Source organism: Delftia sp. UME58 (assembly GCF_014170385.1).
Classification (GTDB): Bacteria; Pseudomonadota; Gammaproteobacteria; order Burkholderiales; family Burkholderiaceae_C; genus Comamonas; species Comamonas acidovorans.
On sequence record NZ_LZZV01000009.1, the window covers coordinates 98223 to 113733 of the forward strand.

16 protein-coding genes are annotated in these 15511 nt (G+C 68.8%); 13 read left to right on the forward strand and 3 right to left on the reverse strand.

Going from position 1 to position 15511, the window contains the following annotated elements; all coding sequences use genetic code 11:
- The first annotated feature begins 60 nt into the window (after positions 1-60).
- A complete protein-coding gene (locus tag A9976_RS01785; protein WP_183017562.1) occupies positions 61-840 on the forward strand; it encodes an ABC transporter ATP-binding protein in 780 nt (259 codons plus the stop codon).
- A gap of 137 nt (positions 841-977) precedes the next feature.
- Positions 978-1232, forward strand: coding sequence for an acyl-CoA-binding protein (locus A9976_RS01790; RefSeq protein WP_012203065.1), 255 nt, complete (start codon positions 978-980; stop codon positions 1230-1232).
- Positions 1233-1462: 230 nt separating this feature from the next.
- Here A9976_RS01790 and A9976_RS01795 read toward each other — a convergent pair whose 3' ends face one another.
- The gene (locus A9976_RS01795) at positions 1463-2485 is read right to left on the reverse strand and encodes an isopenicillin N synthase family oxygenase (protein ID WP_183017563.1); all 1023 of its coding nucleotides are present in this window, start codon (positions 2483-2485) and stop codon (positions 1463-1465) included.
- Between the two features lie 597 nt (positions 2486-3082).
- On the opposite strand from A9976_RS01795, the gene A9976_RS01800 reads away from it, so the two are divergent.
- The 6 genes from A9976_RS01800 (at position 3083) to A9976_RS01825 (ending at position 7925) form a co-directional block, all read left to right on the forward strand.
- Positions 3083-4111 (forward strand): ABC transporter substrate-binding protein, encoded by a 1029-nt coding sequence (locus tag A9976_RS01800; protein WP_183017564.1) that lies wholly within the window; start codon positions 3083-3085, stop codon positions 4109-4111.
- Positions 4112-4121: 10 nt separating this feature from the next.
- Positions 4122-4637: a nucleoside deaminase gene (locus A9976_RS01805; protein WP_183017565.1), complete on the forward strand. Its 516-nt coding sequence runs from the start codon at positions 4122-4124 to the stop codon at positions 4635-4637.
- Positions 4638-4692: 55 nt separating this feature from the next.
- Positions 4693-5730 (forward strand): ABC transporter substrate-binding protein, encoded by a 1038-nt coding sequence (locus tag A9976_RS01810; protein ID WP_183017566.1) that lies wholly within the window; start codon positions 4693-4695, stop codon positions 5728-5730.
- A 68-nt stretch (positions 5731-5798) separates the two neighbouring features.
- Positions 5799-6641 (forward strand): ABC transporter ATP-binding protein, encoded by an 843-nt coding sequence (locus tag A9976_RS01815; protein ID WP_012203070.1) that lies wholly within the window; start codon positions 5799-5801, stop codon positions 6639-6641.
- 16 nt (positions 6642-6657) lie between these two features.
- Positions 6658-7425: an ABC transporter permease gene (locus A9976_RS01820; RefSeq protein WP_012203071.1), complete on the forward strand. Its 768-nt coding sequence runs from the start codon at positions 6658-6660 to the stop codon at positions 7423-7425.
- 14 nt (positions 7426-7439) lie between these two features.
- Positions 7440-7925 (forward strand): nucleoside deaminase, encoded by a 486-nt coding sequence (locus A9976_RS01825; protein ID WP_183017567.1) that lies wholly within the window; start codon positions 7440-7442, stop codon positions 7923-7925.
- A gap of 24 nt (positions 7926-7949) precedes the next feature.
- Here the strand turns inward: A9976_RS01825 and A9976_RS01830 are convergent, their stop codons facing one another.
- A complete protein-coding gene (locus tag A9976_RS01830) occupies positions 7950-9719 on the reverse strand; it encodes a phosphoethanolamine transferase (RefSeq protein WP_183017568.1) in 1770 nt (589 codons plus the stop codon).
- A gap of 135 nt (positions 9720-9854) precedes the next feature.
- Between A9976_RS01830 and A9976_RS01835 the strand changes: the two genes are divergently transcribed.
- Positions 9855-10529, forward strand: coding sequence for a response regulator transcription factor (locus tag A9976_RS01835; protein WP_183017569.1), 675 nt, complete (start codon positions 9855-9857; stop codon positions 10527-10529).
- Complete coding sequence (locus A9976_RS01840) at positions 10522-11949, forward strand: ATP-binding protein (protein ID WP_183017570.1); 1428 nt, start codon at positions 10522-10524, stop codon at positions 11947-11949. Before A9976_RS01835 ends, A9976_RS01840 begins: the two co-directional genes overlap by 8 nt.
- Here the strand turns inward: A9976_RS01840 and A9976_RS01845 are convergent.
- Positions 11901-13172 carry an aminopeptidase gene (locus A9976_RS01845; RefSeq protein WP_183017596.1) on the reverse strand — a complete coding sequence of 424 codons (1272 nt, stop codon included), beginning with the start codon at positions 13170-13172 and terminating at the stop codon, positions 11901-11903. The two genes, A9976_RS01840 and A9976_RS01845, sit on opposite strands and share 49 nt — an antisense overlap.
- Before the next feature lie 22 nt (positions 13173-13194).
- On the opposite strand from A9976_RS01845, the gene A9976_RS01850 reads away from it, so the two are divergent.
- Genes A9976_RS01850 through A9976_RS01860 form a run of 3 tightly spaced genes read left to right on the forward strand, consistent with a single transcriptional unit; the run spans position 13195 to position 15498 of the window.
- Positions 13195-13803: a hypothetical protein gene (locus A9976_RS01850; protein WP_183017571.1), complete on the forward strand. Its 609-nt coding sequence runs from the start codon at positions 13195-13197 to the stop codon at positions 13801-13803.
- Between the two features lie 24 nt (positions 13804-13827).
- Entirely contained in the window at positions 13828-15156 is a 1329-nt protein-coding gene (locus tag A9976_RS01855) for a class I SAM-dependent methyltransferase (protein ID WP_183017572.1), read from the forward strand.
- A 12-nt stretch (positions 15157-15168) separates the two neighbouring features.
- On the forward strand, positions 15169-15498 hold the full coding sequence (locus tag A9976_RS01860) for a DUF1840 domain-containing protein (RefSeq protein WP_183017573.1): 330 nt from the start codon (positions 15169-15171) through the stop codon (positions 15496-15498).
- Positions 15499-15511: the final 13 nt, after the last annotated feature.

Below are 15511 nucleotides of genomic sequence, written 5' to 3' on the forward strand. Positions count from 1 at the left end.
GCCCTTGCAGGGTCCGGCCGACACCGGCATGTCACACACCACACCTAGCATGCGGTCCCTGTGACCTCCATCGAATCCTCCACGGCCGCCGCGCAGGGCGTGGCCGTCCAAGCCCGGCAGCTCAAGCGCATCCACGGCGAGCGCGCCGTGCTCCAGGACATCAGCCTGCAGATTGCCCCCTGCGAGGTGCTGGCCCTGCTGGGGCCTTCGGGCTGCGGCAAGACCACCCTGCTCAAGATCCTGGCCGGGCTGGAGCAGCCCAGCCGCGGCGAAGTCTGGATGGGCGGGCAGTGCGTGGCCAGCGCCTCGCAGTCCCTGCCGCCCGAGCGGCGCGAGCTGGGCCTGGTGCTCCAGGACCATGCGCTCTGGCCCCATATGAGCCTGCAGGCCAACGTGGCCTTCGCGCTGGAAATGCGCGGCCTGCCTCGCGCGCAGATCCACGAGCGGGTGCAGCAGACCCTGGGCCTGGTCGGGCTGCAGGGCATGGGCGAGCGTCTTCCCGGCAGCCTGTCGGGCGGCCAGCAGCAGCGCGCGGCGCTGGCCTGCGCCGTGGTGGAGCGCCCGCGCCTGGTGCTGCTTGACGAACCCCTGTCCGGCCTCGACGGCAACCTGCGCGAGCGCCTGTGCGAGGAAATTCCCCGGCTGCTGCGCAGCCTGGGTTGTACGGCCGTCTATGCGACCCAGGACCGCCAGCAGGCCTTCGCCGTCGCCGACCGCGTGGTCGTGATGGAGCACGGCCGCATCCTGCAACCGGGCAGCGCCCAGGGCCAGCCGCCGGCCCCCGCGCCTTGCGAGGCAGACCGATGGCCCATGGCCGGGCACCTGTGCAGCGCAGCGTAGGAACGGCATGGGAGCGGCATAGGGGCGGCGTCGCCGGTCTCGGTGCGGATGACAGCGAAAAAAGCACGGTCGTTCTAAATTCCTGCTTTTTTGGCTACACTGTGCCGCTACACGAACCGCCCACCAGGAGACCCGCCATGTCCGATCTGAATGCCGCCTTCGAGGCCGCCGTCAAGAACTCCACCTCGATCAGCGAGCGCCCCGACAATGCCACGCTGCTCAAGCTCTACGCGCTGTACAAGCAGGCCACCGAGGGCGACAACGAGGCCAAGAAGCCCAGCTTCACCGACATGGTGGGCCGCGCCAAGTGGGACGCCTGGGAAAAGCTCAAGGACACCTCGGCCGATGACGCCAAGCAGCAGTACATCGACCTGATCGAATCGCTGCGCTGATCCGCACCACCACCGATCGCAGACACAGACAAGGCCCCGGAATCCGGGGCCTTGTCGTTTCCGGCCAGGCCACACCACACTATGTCAAAGAGTGGAGCGCTGGACACTGGCGCGGCCCACCCCAAGGACACCGAGGAAGGGCCTACGCCGGCCGCGCCGCCCCGCACCGAGGGTGTCGTCCCCCTCAGGGGGCGCCGTGCAACGGGAAGCGGCGCAGCCGCTCAGGGGGATCAATATTTGTTCGAGAAGTTGGCGCTGATGCGCTGGCGCAGGTATTCCGCGCCCGTGATGGGCGGGTACTTCTTTTGCGGGCCTTCGATCACCGCATCCTCGTTGGCCTGGCAGAAGAAGGCCAGGCTGTAGCGCGCGCCCTGGTATTCATGGGGCAGGGGGTTGCGCACGCGGTGGAAGTTGCTGGGCAACTGGTCGTCGCTCCAGCGCGTGAGCATGTCGCCGATGTTGCAGGTGATCACGCCTTCCACCGGGTCCACGGGCGTCCATTGCTGGCCTTCCATTTCCTTGCCCGGCAGCACCTGCAGGCCGCCCTGGCCTGCGCGCTGGAACAGCAGGGTCAGGCAGTCGAAGTCGGTGTGGGCGCCTGCGCGCCACAGGCCCAGCTCGTCCTTGAGCGCGGGGTCGACCGCGAAGTAGTGCAGCATGCGCAGCGTGCTCTGGTAGGCGGGCACCGAAGGGTCGTGGGCGCGCGTGAAGAAGTCCGCATCAAAGCCCAGCTTGTGCGCAAAGCACGACAGCAGTTGCATGCCCACCTGCCAGCACTGGCGCTCGAAGCCCAGCGTGGCCTGCTGAAAGCCCGGCAGCTCCTGCTGCGTGGGCCACAGGCCGTCCATGCGCGGGCGTGTCATCTGGTAGGACTCCTTCTGGTCCGGCGTGCGCGTGGAGGGCCGGATCTGTGCCTTGTGCTCCCAGCCCGCATTGCGCGACAGCGGCCACTGCGCCTTCACCTCGCGCGGCAGGGCGAACAACTGCTCGGCACGCCCGAAGGCCGCATCGATATCGGGCTGGGGAATGCCGTGGCCCGACACCTGGAAGAAGCCGATCTCCACCGAGGCCTGCCAGATCGCATCGGCAATCTCGGCCTTGCGGCGGTCAAAGTCGGAGATATCGATCACCCGCACCTCCCGTGCGCGCGTCTCCTGCCCCTGGCCGCCCATGCGGGCCTCCTTGGCGAGTTCGCCCAGCGCGTAATCTGAAGCCGGTGCCGAAGGCAGGACGGGGTTGGCAACTGTGTTCATGGTCTGTTTCCTTTGCCGCAAAGGCAGTGGCAAGGCACGCAGCGGCCGGCGCAAAAAGACACCGGTCCCGCCCGTCGCTCTTGAAGTGGCTGACAGGGCACAGGTCGCAGCCACGCCGCTCCCGCACCCGCTTCAAGAGCAATGACCCGCGCCGGCACAGGCCGGCAAGCTGAACGCTTCTACTCTTGCCAACCACCCAAGCAAACAGCGCGCCAGCCCGCGCAGGCCGGTTCATGGCCGCCTGCGTTCCATCGTGGTGCAAGAGGGCCGGGCAGCTTGGTGCACGCGCCGCATCGGAACCGTCTGGCACCAATCTGATGCATGCCCGCCGCGTCGAAAACCGGCGCGGCCCAGCCCAGTGACACCGAGGAAGGGCCGCCCCGCACCGAGGGTGTCGTCCCCCTCCCGCGCAGCGAGAGAGGGGGAAGGCGCGAAGCGACTCAGGGGGTGGTACGCACTTTGCATACAAGCATCACTGAGTAGAAGCGTTCAGCACGCGCCCAGTGCGCGTTGCCCGGAAATTGCTCATGTCACGCCAGCCGCCCGGCCCCATGCCAGCGGCCGGTCCCCCTGTTGATAGCGACTGAGAGTTCCACCATGCAACGCCGCCATTTCCTTGCCGCCGCCGCCCTTCCCGCTGCCAGTGCCGTGATGCCCGGTGCCTTCGCCCAGGGCAAGGCGCTGGCACCGCTGAAGTTCACGCTGGACTTTCGCGTGACCTCGCAGACCGCGCCCTTTTTCGTGGCGCTGCAAAAGGGCTACTACCGCGACGAGGGGCTGGACGTGAGCATCGACGTGGGCTCGGGCTCGGTGGCCTCCATCACCCGGGTGGCCAGCGGCGCCTACCAGCTGGGACTGGGCGACATCAGTTCCCTGATCGAGTTCCAGGCGCAGAACGCAGGCGCGGCGCGCGTGCAGGCCGTCTACCAGTACTACAACCGCGCGCCGTTCGCCATCATCGGCCGCAAGGACCGGGGCATCACGGGCGAGTTCGCCAGCCTCAAGGGCAAGAAGGTGGCCGCCGCCGCCGTGGAGTCCACGCGCCGCGTCTGGCCCCTGGTCGCGCAGCGCCAGAACCTGCCGGCCGACCTGTTCGCCTGGACCACGACGGAGTTCTCGGCGCGCGACAACGTGGTGGTGCGCGGCGATGTGGATGCTGCCACCTATTTCCATGACTCGGCCGTGTCGCTGTTCGCACGCATCAAGCCCGAGGAGCTGTCCGTGCTGCGCTATACCGATGCGGGCGTGCAGCTGTATGGCAACGCCATCCTGGCCTCCAGCGCGCTGGTGGCAGAGCAGCCTGCGCTGGTGGCGGGATTCCTGCGCGCCAGCAACCGTGCCCTGGTCGAATGCCTGGCCCAGCCCGCGCTGGCCGTGGCCGCTGTGCGCCAGCGCGAGCCCATCCTGGATGAAAAGCTGGAACTGGCGCGCTGGGCCATCACCTCGCAATACCTGGCCGCGCCCGATACGCAGCGCCACGGACTGGGCGATATCGACCCGCAGCTGCTGGCCCGCCAGGCCGAGCAGGTCAGCCAGGCCTTCGGCCTCAAGGCACCCGTGTCGGCCGATGCGCTGTTCAACCGCAGCCTGCTGCCGCCGCTGGCCGCGCGCATGGCCAAGGCCTGAGGGATCGCACATGGACCACGCCACCGTTTCACTGCCCCTTGAGGCCTCGCTCGACGAGCGTGACGGCCTGTACCTGCGCCGCGCCATCGCCATGGCCGACCTGGCGCGCGTGCGCGGCAACCGCCCGTTCGGCGCGCTCATCGTGGCCGCCGATGGCCGCGTGCTCGCCGAGGCCTCCAACGCCAATGGCGAGAGCGGCGACTGCACGGCCCATGCCGAGCTGTCGGCCATCCGCCTGGCCAGCCCCCTGCATGACCGCGAGGCGCTGTCCGCAGCCACCTTGTATTCATCGGCCGAGCCCTGCGTGATGTGCGCGGGCGCCATCTTCTGGTCGGCCATAGGCCGCGTGGTCTACGGCATCGACGCAGTGCGCCTGCGCGAATTCCGCGGCGAGCGCCTGGACCAGAAGGATGCCGAGCTGTCCTGCCGCGATGTGTTCGCCGCCTCGTCCCACGCCATCGAATGCATAGGCCCGGCGCTGATCGGCGAGGCCGCCGCATCGCACCAGGGCGCCTGGAAAAGCTGATCCGGCCCCGTTCCGTCCCCACCGTTTCTTTTGACCATCAGAGAGGAAGCCCACCATGCAAAAACGACTGTTCCTGCACACCGTCCTGGCCCTGTCCGCCAGCGCGGGCCTGGCAATGGCCCAGACACAGGCCCACGCGGCCACGCCGCTGAAGTTCCAGCTGGACTGGCGCTTCGAGGGGCCGGCCGCCTTCTTCCTGCAGCCGGTGGCCAAGGGCTACTTCAAGGACGCGGGCCTGGATGTCACGGTCGATGCCGGCAGCGGCTCGGGCGGCGTGGTGCAGCGCGTGGCCTCGGGCGCCTATGACCTGGGCTTTGCCGACATCGCGGCGCTGATGGAGTTCCAGGCCAACAACCCGGACATGCCCAACAAGCCCGTGGCCGTGATGATGGTCTACAACAACACGCCGGCCTCGGTGATGGCGCTCAGGAAAAGCGGCATCGCCAAGACGGCCGACCTCACCGGCAAGAAGCTGGGCGCGCCCGTTTTCGATGCGGGCCGCCGCGCCTTCCCGCTGTTCGCCAAGGCCAACCAGGTCGGCACCGTGCAGTGGACGGCCATGGACCCGCCGCTGCGCGAGACCATGCTGGTGCGCGGCGATGTGGATGCCATCACGGGCTTCACCTTCACCTCGCTGCTGAACCTGGAGGCGCGCGGCATCAAGGCCGCCGACGTGGTGGTCATGCCCTATGCGGACTTCGGCGTGAAGCTGTACGGCAACGCCATCATCGCCAGCCCGAAGCTGATCAAGGAGAACCCGGCCGCCATCAGGGCCTTCCTGCAGGCCTTCGCCAAGGGGGCCAAGGAAGTCATCGCCAACCCGGGCGCGGCCATTGCCTACGTGAAGGAGCGCGACGGCATCGTCAACACCCAGCTGGAGACGCGCCGCCTGCAACTGGCCATCGACACCGTGGTCAACAGCGCCGACGCGCGTGCCGAGGGCTTTGGCCAGGTCGTGCCCACGCGGCTGTCGCTGATGGCATCGCAGGTCTCCGATGTCTACGCCACCAAGACGCGCGTGAACCCGGCCGAGGTCTGGAACGGCAGTTTCCTGCCGTCTGCGGCCGAACTGAACATCCTGCCCAAGAAGTGACGACAAAGTGATTGACACCGTGCGCGTGCGCCAGCGGGCGACGCGCCGGCCCTTGCCTGCTGCCTGCCATGAATTCCTCCACATCCCACGGCGATGACGACGCCTTCTTCGTCGAGTTCCGCGACGTCTGGCTTGCCTACAACGAGGAGCTGCTGCGCGCCAACCACTTCGCGGTCGAGGCCATAGACCTGCAGGTGCGGCGCGGCGAGTTCATCGCCATCGTCGGCCCCTCGGGCTGCGGCAAGTCCACCTTCATGAAGCTGACCACGGGGCTGAAGATGCCCTCCATGGGCCGCGTCATGGTCAACGGCGAGCGCGTGACCGGGCCGCTGAAGATCTCGGGCATGGCCTTCCAGGCGCCGTCGCTGCTGCCCTGGCGCACCACGGTGGACAACGTGCTGCTGCCGCTGGAGATCGTGGAGCCGCACCGCTCGCTGTTCCGCCAAAAGCGCAAGGAGTACGAGGCGCGGGCGCGCGCCCTGCTGCAGAAGGTGGGCCTGGGCGGCTACGAGGACAAGTACCCCTGGCAGCTGTCGGGCGGCATGCAGCAGCGCGCCAGCATCTGCCGCGCGCTGATCCACGAGCCCCAGATGCTGCTGCTGGACGAACCCTTCGGCGCGCTGGACGCCTTCACGCGCGAGGAGCTGTGGTGCGTGCTGCGCGACCTGCAGGCCGAGCAGCGCTTCAACGTCATCCTGGTCACGCACGACCTGCGCGAGAGCGTCTTCCTGGCCGACACCGTGTACGTGATGAGCAAGAGCCCGGGCCGCTTCGTGGTGCGCCGCGACATCGAGCTGCCGCGCCCGCGCGAGCTGGAGCTGACCTACACGCGCGAATTCACCGACATCGTGCACGAGCTGCGCGGCCACATCGGCGCCATGCGCAAGACCGGCGCGGCCATCCAGCAATAGAACGGGGGAGATTCACATGCACAAGAAATACGCGGAACGCTGGGCACCCTGGGTGCTGCTGCTGGCGGTCATCCTGCTGTGGCAGGTCATCTGCTCGGCCTTCGAGGTCTCGGAGTTCATCTTCCCCAGCCCCTGGGCCATCGGCCGGCAGCTGGCCGAGTTCAGCGGCATCATCGCCGCCCACGCCTGGCGCACCTACTGGGTGACCATGGCAGGCTTTGGCATCGCCATCGTGGTGGGCGTGCTGCTGGGCTTTCTGATCGGCTCCTCGCGCCTGGCCTATGCGGCGTTCTATCCGCTGATGACGGCCTTCAACGCGCTGCCCAAGGCGGCCTTCGTGCCCATCCTGGTGGTCTGGTTCGGCATCGGCGCGGGACCGGCCATCCTCACGGCCTTCCTGATCAGCTTCTTTCCCATCATGGTCAACATCGCCACCGGCCTGGCCACGCTTGAGCCCGAACTGGAGGATGTGCTGCGCGTGCTGGGCGCCCGGCGCTGGGACGTGCTGATCAAGGTCGGCCTGCCGCGCTCCATGCCCTACTTCTACGGCTCGCTGAAGGTGGCGATCACCCTGGCCTTCGTGGGCACCACGGTCAGCGAGATGACGGCGGCCAACGAAGGCATCGGCTACCTGCTGGTGTCGGCCGGCTCGTCCATGCAGATGGGCCTGGCCTTTGCCGGCCTGATCGTGGTGGGCGCCATGGCCATGGTGATGTACGAGCTGTTCAGCGCCATCGAAAAGCGCACCACGGGCTGGGCCCGGCGCGGCTCGCAGGGCGAGTGAAGGAGAATCCGGCCATGACGCCCCTGACCGACGAACAGGCGGCCCGCCAGCTGCGCCGCGCAGGCGCCGTGGCCGGGCGGGCCATGGCCATGGGCCGCCACCCCTTTGGCGCGCTGCTGCTGGCGCCCGACGGCGAGACCGTGCTGGCCGAGCAGGGCAACATCGACACGGTGAACCATGCCGAGTCCACGCTGGCGCGCACGGCGGCCGCCAACTATCCGGGCGCCTACCTGGCGCAGTGCACCCTGGTCACCACCTTCGAGCCCTGCGCCATGTGCGCCGGAACCATCTACTGGGCCGGCATAGGCCGCGTGCTCTACGGCGCCGAGGAAACGGCGCTGCTGGCGCTGACGGGCGACCATCCCGAAAACCCCACGCTGTCCCTGCCTTGCCGCGAGGTCTTCGCGCGCGGGCAGCGCGCCGTGCAGGTCATCGGTCCCGTGCCTGGGCTGCACGAGGAGATGCTGGAGCCGCACCGGAGCTTCTGGCAGCAGCGCTGAACGGCGGCCGCGCCCCCCGCCCGCTCAACTGCGGCAGCTGGCCAGCGCGTCCAGGGGCTTTTGGTAGGTGGGACTGGCCACGTCCAGCAGGCCCAGGGTGGTGTGGTAGAGGTTGTCGTGCGACAGCGGCGCGTCCAGCTGGCCGCGCACGCAGCGCTCGGACACGCCGGTGCGCTCGCCCAGGTTGCCCAGCCAGGCAATCATGGGAATGTGCTTTTGCTCGTCGGGCGCCATGGCGTAGGGCATGCCGTGCAGGTAGATGCCCATCTCGCCAAGCGACTCGCCATGGTCCGACATGTAGACCATGCCGGTCTGGTAGCGCGATTGCTGGCTTGCCAGCCAGTCGATGGTCTGCGACAGGAAATGGTCGTTGTAGCGGATGGAGTTGTCGTAGACATTGACTACCTGCTCGCGCGTGCAGCTGGACAGCGCATTGGTCAGGCATTCGGGCTGGAAGACCTTGGTCTCGGGCGTGGAGCGCTTGTAGTAGGCCGGGCCGTGGCTGCCCATCTCGTGCATGACCAGCACCACGCCGCGCTCGCGGCGCTCGCGTGGCAGGGCGGCGATGCGTTCGTCGATGCCGCTGAGCAGGATGCCGTCCAGGCATTCGCCGTCGCTGGAGCACAGGGCCTTGCCGTCGGGCGTGTTCAGGCGGTCGGCCGTGCTGGCGTTGGGAATGCGTTCGCACACGCCCTTGCAGCCGGCCTGGTTGTCCACCCACAGCACGGCCAGGCCGGCGTTGTACAGCACGTCCACCAGGTTGTCGTAGTCCACCTTGCTCTTGTAGAAGCCCGTGCGGCCCAGGTGCGAGAACATGCAGGGCACAGATTCGCGCGTGCTGGTGCCGCAGGAGGTCACGTTGCTCCAGTTGAGCACCTTGCGCCTGGCCAGCTCGGGCGTGGTGTCGCGGGCATAGCCGTTCAGGCCCCAGTTGGCGGCGCGCGCCGTCTCGCCCACCACGATGACGAACAGCGGCGGCTTGCGCTCGGCCGCGTAGGTGGCGCCCAGCGTGGCGCCGGCCGCAATGCTGGCAAAGGGGCGCTTGGGCCGCAGGATGGGCTTGAGCACCGCGTCCAGCGAGGCCAGCACGGGGCTGACAGGGTTGAGCATGTGGCGCATCCACAGGTTGTTGCGCACCACGGGCGCCAGCTCGCGATAAGAGACAAAGACCGATGCCACCAGCACTACCACCGAGGCGGCCAGCAGCCCCAGCGTGCGCAGCACCGTCTGCATGCTGCGGCGCGGGCGGATGATGCGCAGCCGCAGCAGCCAGGCCGTGGGCAGGCCGGCGACGAGCAGCATCTGCAGCAGCAGCTGGGGGTTGAACAGGTCGCTGCTCTCGCGCAGGTCGGTCTGCAGAATGTTGTTGATCATGCCGCCGTCCATCACCGTGCCGTAGGCGGTCATGAAGTACTGGGCCGAGCCGGCAATCCAGGGCAGGGCGATCCACAGCGGCTTCATGCCGCGCGGCCAGGCCGTCAGCGACAGCAGCAGCAGGATGCCGCCCAGGCCCAGCGGCAGCAGGCGCAGCACCAGGGTGGCCAGGCTGCCGTCATAGCCTTCGAGGTGGGGCAGGCGCAGCCACAGCGCCCAGTTCGCGCTGGCGAGCAGCCACAGCGCCAGCACCAGGGCCACGGCCTGGGGCGAGCGCGGGGCGCTCCAGGCCGTGCGCAGCCGCACCGCAAGGCTTGCGGGCGCGCTCTGGGCAGACGAGGAAGCGGATGCGTTGGCGGAGGCTTGGCCGGTGCCGGAGGAGCCGGCAAAGGGGGGGCGGGCGAGCAGGCGTTCTGACATGGCCGCGAGCGTAGAATTCGCAGCTTAAGAACATCTGAACCCCGCGTTCAGACTCCGTTCAGCTTGAACACCTCCCGTCCCCTCTGTTGCGCCCGTATCCGGTGCACACCCTGATGTGCGAAGGTCCAGCCTCCCATGCGAATCCTGCTGGTCGAAGACGATGAGGCACTGGCCCAGGCGGTCGGCAGCTATCTGCGCTCCAAGGCCTTTCTGATCGACAGCGTGCCCTCGCTGGCCCAGGCGCGCGCCTGCCTGGCCGGCGCCAGCTACGCGGCCGTGCTGCTGGACCTGCACCTGGCCGACGGCGACGGCCTGGCGCTCATGCCCACGCTGCGCCGGCTGGAGCAGCCGCCCGTCACCATCGTGCTGACGGCCCGCGACCAGGTCAGCGACCGCATCCGCGGGCTGGACGCGGGGGCCGACGATTATCTGGTCAAGCCCTACGACCCCGAGGAATTGCTGGCCCGCCTGCGCGCCGTGAGCCGGCGCGGCGGGGGCATGCAGGCCGGGCAGGACGCCGTGCTGCGCATGGGCACGCTGGAGATCGACCTGGCCCGCGAAATGGTGCGCGATGCCGGCCGCACCCTGCTGCTCACGCCCAAGGAATGGGCGCTGCTGCGCGTGCTCACGCTCCATCCGGGGCGCCTGTACACGCGCGAGCATCTGCTCGATGCACTCTACGGCTTCGACGCCGAGGCCGACAGCAACACGCTGGAAGTGTTCATCAGCCGGCTGCGCCGCAAGCTAGGGCGCGAACGCATCCTGACCGTGCGCGGCACCGGCTACCGCCTGGTGACCGAGCATGGCTGAGGGGCGCCGGGAGAAGCCCGGCCTGCCGCCCCGGCTGGCCGACCAGCTGGCCCGCGAGCTGACGCTGGCGCTGGCCGCCGTCTGGCTGGCCTGCGTGCTGGCGCTGGCCTGGTATGTCAGCCACATCGTGCACCGCAACTTCGACCAGGAGATGATCGACAGCGCCCACCGCATGCTGGAGGTGGCCGTGCACCAGCTGGAGCAGCAGGACCACTCGGTCGAAGGCGTGCCCCTGCCCCATGTGGCGCTGGCGCCTGGCGACGGTGCGGAGAGTCTGGTCTATCAGTTGCAGGACCGGCATGGCAATGTGCTGCTGCGCACCCAGGCGGCGCCCGTGGTGGCCTTTCCCGTTCCCATGCGCGACGGGTTTTACGAGCGCGAAGGCTGGCGCATGTACGTGGTGGCACATCCCCAGCTGCCGCTGTTTCTGGTGCTGGCCGATCCCCTGGCCGAACGCAGCGAGGCGCTGCAGCGTGCCCTGCTGGCGCTGGTGCTGGCGATGCTGGCGATGCTGACCCTGATGGGCTGGGTGCTGCGCGCGACGGCACGCCGGCGCCTGCGCGTGCTGCTCGACATGCAGCTGCAGCTGAGCGAGCGCGGCGGCTCCAACCTGGAACCGCTGGACCTGGATGCCATGCCGCGCGAGCTGTGGCGCCTGGGCCGGGGGATCAACCACCTGATGCAGCGCCTGTCGCATGCCGTGCAGGTGGAGCGTTCCATGGCTGCCAATGCGGCCCATGAGCTGCGCACGCCGCTGGCCGTGGCCACGCTGCGCCTGCAGACGGCCCTGGACAGGGGCGTGGACAGCACCGATGTGCGCGCGGCCCATGAGGCGCTGGAGCGGCTGCGCCAGCGCACGGAAAAGCTGATGCAGCTGTCGCGCGCGGCCTCGGGCTCGGCGTTGGCGCAGGACGAGGTGCGGCTGGACGCGCTGGCCAGCATGGTGGCCTCCGAGTTCTGGCAGCAGGACGAATCCACCCAGCTTCGGCTGGACGTGGTGCTGCCCGAGCAGCCCTGCGGGCCGGTGGCGGGCGACGTGGACACGCTGGCCATCGCCTTGCGCAATCTGGTGGAGAACGCGCTGCGCTACAGCGATGGCCCGGAGGTGCTGCTCGAAGTCTGCGACAGCCACACTGTCCAGGTGCGGGACGAGGGGCCGGGCATGGATGCGGCAGCGCTGGGCACCGCGCGCGAGCGCCATGTGCGCCATGTGGACGACCTGCGCCTGCCCCAGGGCACCGTGCGCGAGCTGGCGTCGCCGGGCTACGGCCTGGGCCTGTCCATCGTGTCCATGATCGTGGCCCAGCACGGCGGCAGCCTGGAGCTGCAGTCGCCACCGCCCGGCAGTTCCAGCGGCCTGCTGGCCCGCATTCAGCTGCCGGGACGCGATCCGTCCGTGGATACCGATGCATTGTCCTGATCCTGGGCGCAGGCAGGCGGCAGGGGCGCATCGGGCGGCATGAGCCCGCACAGCCTTGAGTTGCGCTGCAGGGCGGGCAGGGTGGCCAGTTTCTCAACCTCGGCATGGAAACGCTGCCAGCCCAGGGCGGCCTCGCCGCCGGCCTGGGCCGCAGCCAGGGTCTGCGCCTGCTTCCACAGCGCGGTGAAGGCCGGCACCCAGTCGTCGTAGGCGGCCAGCGCGCCAAAGCTGGCGTTGTTGGCATCGGCCACCCACTGGTCCAGCCGCGCCTGGTTGCGGTCGTAGAGCTGGCGCTGCGCATCGGTGGTCAGCAGGGCCGCATCGGCGCTGCGCCATTGCGCGCGCAGTACGGCGTAGTCGCTGCGGAACTGCTGGTAGATCTGTGCCTTGGCCTGTTGCATGGCGGGGCCGCGCTGCTGCGGGTCCCGGTAGAGCTGATGCAGCGCCTGGCGCGTATGGCCGGTCAGCGCCCGCCACTGCGCGCGCCGCAGCTGGCCGGCATCCCAGCGTGCGCGGGCGGCAGGGCCGGCCTCGGTGGCCAGCCACAGCGGCGTGCCCAGGCGCTCCACGGTGGTGGCAAAGGATTCGTTGAAGGCGGTATCGCCCGCCACGTAAACCACCTGGTGGGCCAGTTCGTGGAACAGCAGGCCGGCGAACTCGCCCTCGCCCCAGCCGATGAAGGTGTTGAGCAGCGGATCGCCGCCCAGCCAGTTCAGGTAGCCCAGGGTGGAGTAGGCGGGCACGCCGTAGCTGTCGGACTCCAGGCCCTGGTCTGCCAGTTGCCGGGCCTGGGCAATGGCGTCGGCCTCGGCAAAGTAGCCCCGGTAGCCCACGCAGCCGGCAACGGGAAAGCACCAGCGGTGCAGCTCCAGGCTGTCGGGCGGCGCGGCCACCACGTTCCATACGGCGAACGGCCGCTGCAGATCGGCATAGCGGCGGTAGCTGGCGTTGTCGGGCAGGCCCAGGCGCTCCACGGCAAAGGCGCGCATGCGCCGGGCCGACAGCAGGCGCTCGCGCAGTGCGGGTGCAAGGTTCTCGTCCTGCAGCCAATCGTCAATCGGGCGGCTGGCCTGCAGCAGGTGCATTTGCCCGCGCAGGCTTTGCCAGTAGTAGCCCAGCCCGTCGCCACCGGCCCCCCGGCTGGCACAGCCGCCCAGCAGCAGGCCTATGCCCACCAAAATCGCGGGCAGGCCGCGCCTGACTACACTCAAGCCTTCTCGCACCCTTGGCCCCCTTGCTGCTTTCATGGACTTCTTCACGCTGGCGATCATTGTCTTCATCGCAATCTACCTGCTCAAGACGCAGCAACAGCGCCGGCATACCCTGCTGCTGGCCCAGTATCTGGGACGATTCCAGATCGAGAAGCTGATGGGCGGCCTGATCGAAGGCTATCTGCGCGCCCTGGGTGAGCACGACGAGCAGCGCCGTGCCCAGATCTGGACCGTGCTGGACAACACCGAGGCCAGCCTGGCCGAGCAGTTCCAGCGCTTTGCCAAGGAGATGGCCACGGCCGACCCGCAGCTCACGCGCGTGAGCACGCTGCCTGTGGCGCTGCCCTATCTGGACCGGCTCTTTCCCTCGTCGTCCTTCGATCTGCGCGACGCCATGCAGCTGCATGCACGCGGCATTGCCTCCGTGCGCGTGGCCGACAGCCGCAACGAGGACGAACGCCGTGCGCGCGCCTTCACGATGACGGCCGAGCTGTTGCTCATGCAGTACACCTGCCATTGGTTTTGCAAATCGCGCGCCGTGGCTTCCCTGCGCCTGGTGGCACGGCACAAGACGCCATTCGAGCAAGTGCTCGCTTCGGTGACGGATCAGACCCGGCGAGACTACAGGCAGCTGATCGCCTGAGCACTGCGCCACCGGCGGGGCGCGATGCCCCGCCATGCACAGCCCGGGCTGCGGTTGACGCAGTGCGCCTTGCTGTCAAAAATGAACGCCATGACACAAGTGCTGAGCTCCATCGAGGCGCGGCTGGCGTCTCTCCCTGTTCCCGTGGCCGTGGTCCTGCCCTCGGGCCAGCGTGCTGGTCCTGCGGACGCGCAGGTGGTGCTGCATTTCCAGACCATGGCGGCCATGGCCAGCCTGGCGGCCGGGCAGATAGGCACGCTGGGCAGTGCCATTGTGGAGGGGCTGGTTCGCATCGACGGCCGCATGCGCGACGTGATGACGGTGGCCGCCAGCCTGCTGCAGTCCGATCCGGTGCGCGGCACTTCGCACTGGTGGGTGCATGCCATGGCCCGCATGCGTTCCATGGCCGCGCACACGCTGGCGCGCGATGCCCAGCAGATCCAGTTCCACTACGACATCTCCGACGACTTCTACGGCCTGTGGCTGGACCCGCGCCGTGTCTATTCCTGCGCCTATTTCCGCGATCCGCAGATGACGCTGGCACAGGCCCAGGAGGCCAAGCTGGACCACATCTGCCGCAAGCTGGACCTGCGGCCCGGCGAGCGCTTCCTGGACATCGGCGCGGGCTGGGGCGCGCTGCTGCTGTGGGCGGCCGAGCACTATGGCGTCACGGCCACGGGCATCACGCTCTCGCGCAACCAGCACCGCCATGTGCAGCAGCTGATCGCCGAGCGCGGCCTGCAGGGCAAGGTGGACATGCAATTGCTGGACTACCGCGCGCTGGCGCCCGGCCAGCCCTTCGACAAGATCGGCTCGGTGGGCATGTTCGAGCATGTGGGCCAGGCCCAGTTGCCTGAGTACTTCCAGACCGTGCACGGTCTGCTGCGCCCGGGCGGCATGGCGCTGATCCACGGCATCACGGCCGGTGGCGTGGACAACACCGAACTGGGCGCGGGCATGGGCGAGTTCATCGACCGCTACATCTTCCCGGGCGGCGAGCTGCTGCATGTCAGCCGCGTGCTGCACGACATGGCGCGCAGCGGGCTGGAGATGGTGGACACGGAGAACCTGCGTCCCCACTATGCGCGCACGCTGTGGAACTGGTCCGACGCGCTGGAGGCGCGCCTGCCCGAGGCCCAGCGCATCCTGGCGCAGCATGCCGAAGCCGACAATGCCGCCAAGGTGCTGCGCGCCTACCGGCTCTACCTGGCCGGCTGCGCCATGGGCTTCGAGCGCGGCTGGATCGCCCTGCACCAGATGCTGTGCACGCATCCTGACGGGCTGCGGCAGAGCGGGCCCCTGGTGGGCGCGCAATCGGGCTATGCTTTCAACCGCGAGTACATGTACCGCTAACAAGGATTGCCCATGCTCTACAAGTTCAAGTCCCGTGCCACGGCCGACGTCATCATGCTCGAATCCAACGGCCGCCAGGTCCTGGAGATCGTCGGCAAGACGCCCGGCGCCAGCGGCATCATCACGGTGCAGCAGATTCCCGCCGCCATCGAGGCGCTGGAGGCCGCCGTCGCCGACGACGACGCCCGCCGCAAGGCCAGCCATGAAGAACAGGCCCAGGACGGCGAGCAGGACAGCGCCGCAGCGGGCGCGCGCGACGCCGTCAGCCTGCGCCAGCGCGCTGCACCCATGATCGACATGCTGCGCCGCAGCGCCGCCGAGAACAGCGACGTCACCTGGTAGCGGCGCCTCCCGC